6 protein-coding genes and 3 pseudogenes are annotated in these 4,412 nt (G+C 26.0%); all 9 read left to right on the forward strand.

What is annotated here, in order from left to right:
• Positions 1-292: pseudogene (locus tag ACYUDJ_RS21110) on the forward strand (ATP-dependent helicase); the annotation flags it as partial.
• Between the two features lie 53 nt (positions 293-345).
• Positions 346-1,251, forward strand: a complete 906-nt coding sequence (locus ACYUDJ_RS21115; protein WP_042385209.1) for a tyrosine-type recombinase/integrase — start codon at positions 346-348, stop codon at positions 1,249-1,251.
• Complete coding sequence (locus ACYUDJ_RS21120; protein WP_043031831.1) at positions 1,239-1,394, forward strand: hypothetical protein; 156 nt, start codon at positions 1,239-1,241, stop codon at positions 1,392-1,394. The genes ACYUDJ_RS21115 and ACYUDJ_RS21120 overlap by 13 nt, the downstream gene beginning before the upstream one ends.
• Before the next feature lie 275 nt (positions 1,395-1,669).
• Complete coding sequence (locus ACYUDJ_RS21125; RefSeq protein ID WP_003486635.1) at positions 1,670-1,864, forward strand: hypothetical protein; 195 nt, start codon at positions 1,670-1,672, stop codon at positions 1,862-1,864.
• A gap of 282 nt (positions 1,865-2,146) precedes the next feature.
• Positions 2,147-2,371 (forward strand): BhlA/UviB family holin-like peptide, encoded by a 225-nt coding sequence (locus tag ACYUDJ_RS21130; RefSeq protein WP_003486634.1) that lies wholly within the window; start codon positions 2,147-2,149, stop codon positions 2,369-2,371.
• Position 2,372: 1 nt separating this feature from the next.
• The gene (locus tag ACYUDJ_RS21135; protein ID WP_003486633.1) at positions 2,373-2,546 is read left to right on the forward strand and encodes a hypothetical protein; all 174 of its coding nucleotides are present in this window, start codon (positions 2,373-2,375) and stop codon (positions 2,544-2,546) included.
• Positions 2,546-3,239, forward strand: a pseudogene (locus ACYUDJ_RS21140) (CBO1751 family endolysin). The gene ACYUDJ_RS21135 and the pseudogene ACYUDJ_RS21140 overlap by 1 nt, the downstream one beginning before the upstream one ends.
• Positions 3,240-3,425: 186 nt before the next feature.
• Complete coding sequence (locus tag ACYUDJ_RS21145; RefSeq protein WP_003486631.1) at positions 3,426-4,013, forward strand: DUF4352 domain-containing protein; 588 nt, start codon at positions 3,426-3,428, stop codon at positions 4,011-4,013.
• Positions 4,014-4,265: 252 nt separating this feature from the next.
• Positions 4,266-4,412, forward strand: a pseudogene (locus ACYUDJ_RS21150) (3'-5' exonuclease); the annotation flags it as partial.

Consider the following 4,412-nt stretch of genomic DNA (forward strand, 5'->3'; position numbering starts at 1 on the left):
AGGTATTACAAGGGCAAAAGAAAACTTATATTTAACTGTACCAAAGGTTATAAGGGGGAAGAATAAAGAAACCTCTAATTTTATAAAGGAATGCAAGTTAGATAAAGAGTTATTAGAAAATGATTATTTTAAAGGAAAAGAAAGAGTTGTTCATAAGGTGTTTGGTGAAGGAATTATTGAAAATCAAGGGGAAAATTATGTGGAGATAGGATTTTTAGATGGAACTAAAAGAAAATTTGATAGAAATGTTATAACTAAGAGCAATATTATTAAAAAGAAAAGTGTATCATAAGGTTGTTCCATACATGTAACAGTAAAAAACATGTGTGGAGGTATGGAACGAAAATGGCTAAATTAAGATCGAAAAACTTAAATAAAACAACTAATAAAATAGTAGGAGAAATTTATGGAGATTATTTAAATTATTGTACAAGCATCGGCCAAAGAGAAAAAACTATAGAGAGCAAAGAAAAGTTTGGAAAATATGAATTAATAAAAGTAGTAAATTTAGATTCAAATATCAAAGAATTAACTAAAGAAAAGATAGAAAAGCATATAATAAATATGCGTAAAGAAGGATATAAAGGAAATACTTATCAGACATATGTTATAAAAATGAGAGCTTTTTTAAGTTATTGTTTTAATAATAATTATCTTACTAAATTTACAGTGAAAATACCTAATATTTTATTAGAAAAAAAGGAAGTTTATACAGAAGAAGAAGTTATAAAATTATTGAAAAAACCTAGCATAAATACTTGTCTTGTAGGAGATTTTCGTTCTTGGGCAATTTGCTCATTTCTTTTGTCAACAGGCTGTCGTGCAGAAACTTTGTTAAATGTTCATGTAGAAGATGTTAATTTTAGTACAGATAGCATACTTTTTAGACATATGAAAACTAAAAGACAAATAACTGTACCATTAAGCAATACCTTAAAAGTTAATTTAATGGAATATATTCAAAGAATGGGATTAAAGCAAGAAGATTATTTATTTCCTTTGCTAAATGGGGAAAAGATGAAATATGATACTTGTCATCAAAATTTAAAAAATTATTTTAAACATAGAAATGTAAAATTCCATGGTGTGAACACTTTTAGAAATACATTTGCTACAATGGCACTTAAAAATGGGGCGGGGATATATCTCATCCAAAAATGTCTTGGACATGCAGATATAAAAATGACCGAAAGATATATAAATTTACATTGTATAATTTCCAATAGGGGGGATTGCATATGGCAACTATAAGAAAAAATATTACACTAGATACTGAAACATATAAAAATTTTTGTAAGATAGCTGAAAGAAAAGGAATAAGAATGTCTACATGGATTAATGCAAAAATGAAAGAGTTTATAGAAGAAGAACAAGAAAGGGTTATAGAAAGATAATCAATGTATAAAATTTACATTTTTGATTTGAGATTGACAAATTTTCATATATGATCTATACTATATAAATGATGCAAATATTAAAAAGAAGGGTTTAAGAGGTTAGAACAGATATTAATTTTGAACAATATGAAAATTTAATTGGGAAACTAAGTAATTTAAAAGTAAGAGAATGGTATATTTACCATGATAAAAATATTGTTAATAAAATAGATAAAACATTAGCAATAAAAGAGCAAGCTATAAAGGCTCATTTATTAAGAAACAAATATAGAATGCAAGCTAGAAAATTAATGAGAGATAGAGAGTTAGCAGCATATTTGGATATTAATAATTCTAATTTGCCATTTGAGTATTATGAAAATAAATATTTAAAACAAGGATACACTGGTAATTTACTTTATAGAAAAATATTAGAAGCTTCAAATAGAACAAATAAAGAAGTAAATAAACAATTAGGAATAATGTAATAAGAACAGATATTAAGACACTTAGTAAGGTGTCTTTTTTAGTTCCCAATAGTGAGTATTTATAGATATGAATACTTACAAATAGCTATAAATAAGGGCTTATAAGTGTAAATGGGTATAATTGGTAATAGGTAATTAAGACGACACAAGTAAATATCTTAAAAGGCAAAATAAGGACTAGAGATAGTCTTTTTATTTTTGCTTATTATAGTTACATATATTTAATTATGTAAATTAAATTTAAAGTAAACTAAAAAATAATAAAGAAGGGATGTGTGTTCTATGGAACAAGAAATGATGAGGTATATGATAAGTCAAGGAGCTTTTGCAGTATTGTTTTGCTACCTATTATATTTTGTACTTAAAACTTCAAAAGAAAGAGAAGAAAAAATGCAAAGTACAATTGATAAAAACCAAGAAGTTATTGGTGATTTAGCTAGAAAATTTGATGTGCTTGAAGATGTTAAAAAAAGCGTAGATAAGATAGAGAATAAATTGGAGGGATAGTATGGATAGAGCGTTAAGAAAAATAACAAGTGCCAGGTGGTTAATAGCAGTAATAATGACTATAGTATTTGCTATATTATCAATTAAAAACACTATAAATACAGAGTTTATAACTATTTATACTATGGTTATAGCATTTTATTTTAGTAAGGATAGGAAGGAAGTAGGTAAATAATGAAAATTGGGATTGATTGTGGACACACATTAAGTAGTGCCGATTATGGAGCAGCAGGAATAAAAGCAGAAAGTAATCTAACTAGAGAAGTAGGCACTAGAGTAATAAGTAAATTACAAGCTTTAGGACATACAGTTATTAAGTGTTATAAAGATACTTGTAGTAATTTGAACGATAGTTTAAGTTATAGAACTAATACAGCCAATAATAACAATGTAGATTTATATGTATCTATTCATTTTAATTGCTATAACGGTAGTGCTTATGGTACTGAAATATTCACATATGGAGGAAAAGGATTGCAACAAGCTAGGGCAGTGTTAAATAATATTTGTGCCTTAGGTTATGCAAATAGAGGTATAAAAGATGGATCTAGTTTATATGTACTAAGACATACTAAAGCTAAAGCCATACTAATAGAATGTCGTTTTTGTGATAATTCTGGAGATATGAATAAATTTAACGCTGAAAATATAGCTAATGCTATAGTCAAAGGATTAGTAGGTATTATAATAACTACACAAAATAAACCAACAAGCAACAATAATAGTTGGATTAACTTAGATGGAAAAACAGGAACTATATGTACATCAAGCGGTGTAAATGTTAGAGAAAAAATCTACATCTTCTAAAATATTAGGAGCTTTACCTAATGGTGCAAAGGTTAGATTATATAGAAAATAAGGGGAATGAATGCATGTATATTATCCTTCACATGGTGGATATATTTATGGGAAGTATGTAAAATATTAAGTTTTATTTTTTCAATGGTATTTTGTAAATTATTTTGTTCTTAATATATCCAAAGTTTGATGTTTTGTTTATAAATATTACATTTTTGTTATAATTAAACTATATCAACAAGAGGGGGTTAAGTACATGAAAAAGAAGTTTAAATTAATAATAGGTGGACTTATTATATTTATTGTAGGGTATTTTATAGGTGATGCTACAGCAATTGGTAGAGTTAATAAACAAATTGGTCAAAGTGTAGATAAACAAGTTTCTAGCACAAAAGAGGAAGCAAAAGAAGAAAAGAAAGATGTAAAATTTGGAGAACAGTCTCCTGTAGGAAATTTAAGTATTAAAATTTTAGAAGCTAAAGAAAATGGTGCTATTAGCAATGAATCTGGGAAATCAACACCAAGTGGAAAATTTATAGTAATAAAACTAGATATAAAAAATAATGACGAAGAAGCTACAGGATATGAACCACATGAATTTAAATTAAATGATGGGAAAAAAACATATGAAGTTGATGATAATTCTTTTGAAGCATTAGGGCATCTAAATAGTCAAGAATCTATTTTTAGAGAAAATAAAAATTTTATAGGGTCTTATGATAAAATTAATGCAGGAATAAACAAAAATACTTTCTTAGTATTCGATATACCTAAAGATGTTAAGATTGATAATCTAAAATTAATAACAGAGCATAATAAAGGAATACAATTTAATCTTAAATAATTATTTATAAAAAATATTAGAGTTTTTACTACATTGTATAAGGTAGAGTATTAATTTACTTTACCTTATTTTATTTTTTTGTGTATCAGAACATAATAATATAGAGTATTAAAACATCTCTAATTTACAAATTTATATTGTATACCACATAAAATATAAAAATGCTATAATAATTGTAATGTATGGAATAATCTTAAAAATTGAATATTGAGTTATAACATTTACAACACTTTATGAATTACACCTACAGAAATACATGGAGTCAAAGGCATGGAATTTAAAAATGTAGTTATTGTAAATTGTAATGAAGATAATATTCCTTATAGTAAATCAGATGAAGAAATTAATATAGAGGAAGAGAGAAGACTTTTTTATGTAGGTATTACAAGGGCAAAAGAA

Source organism: Clostridium sp. CTA-6 (genome assembly GCF_054768115.1).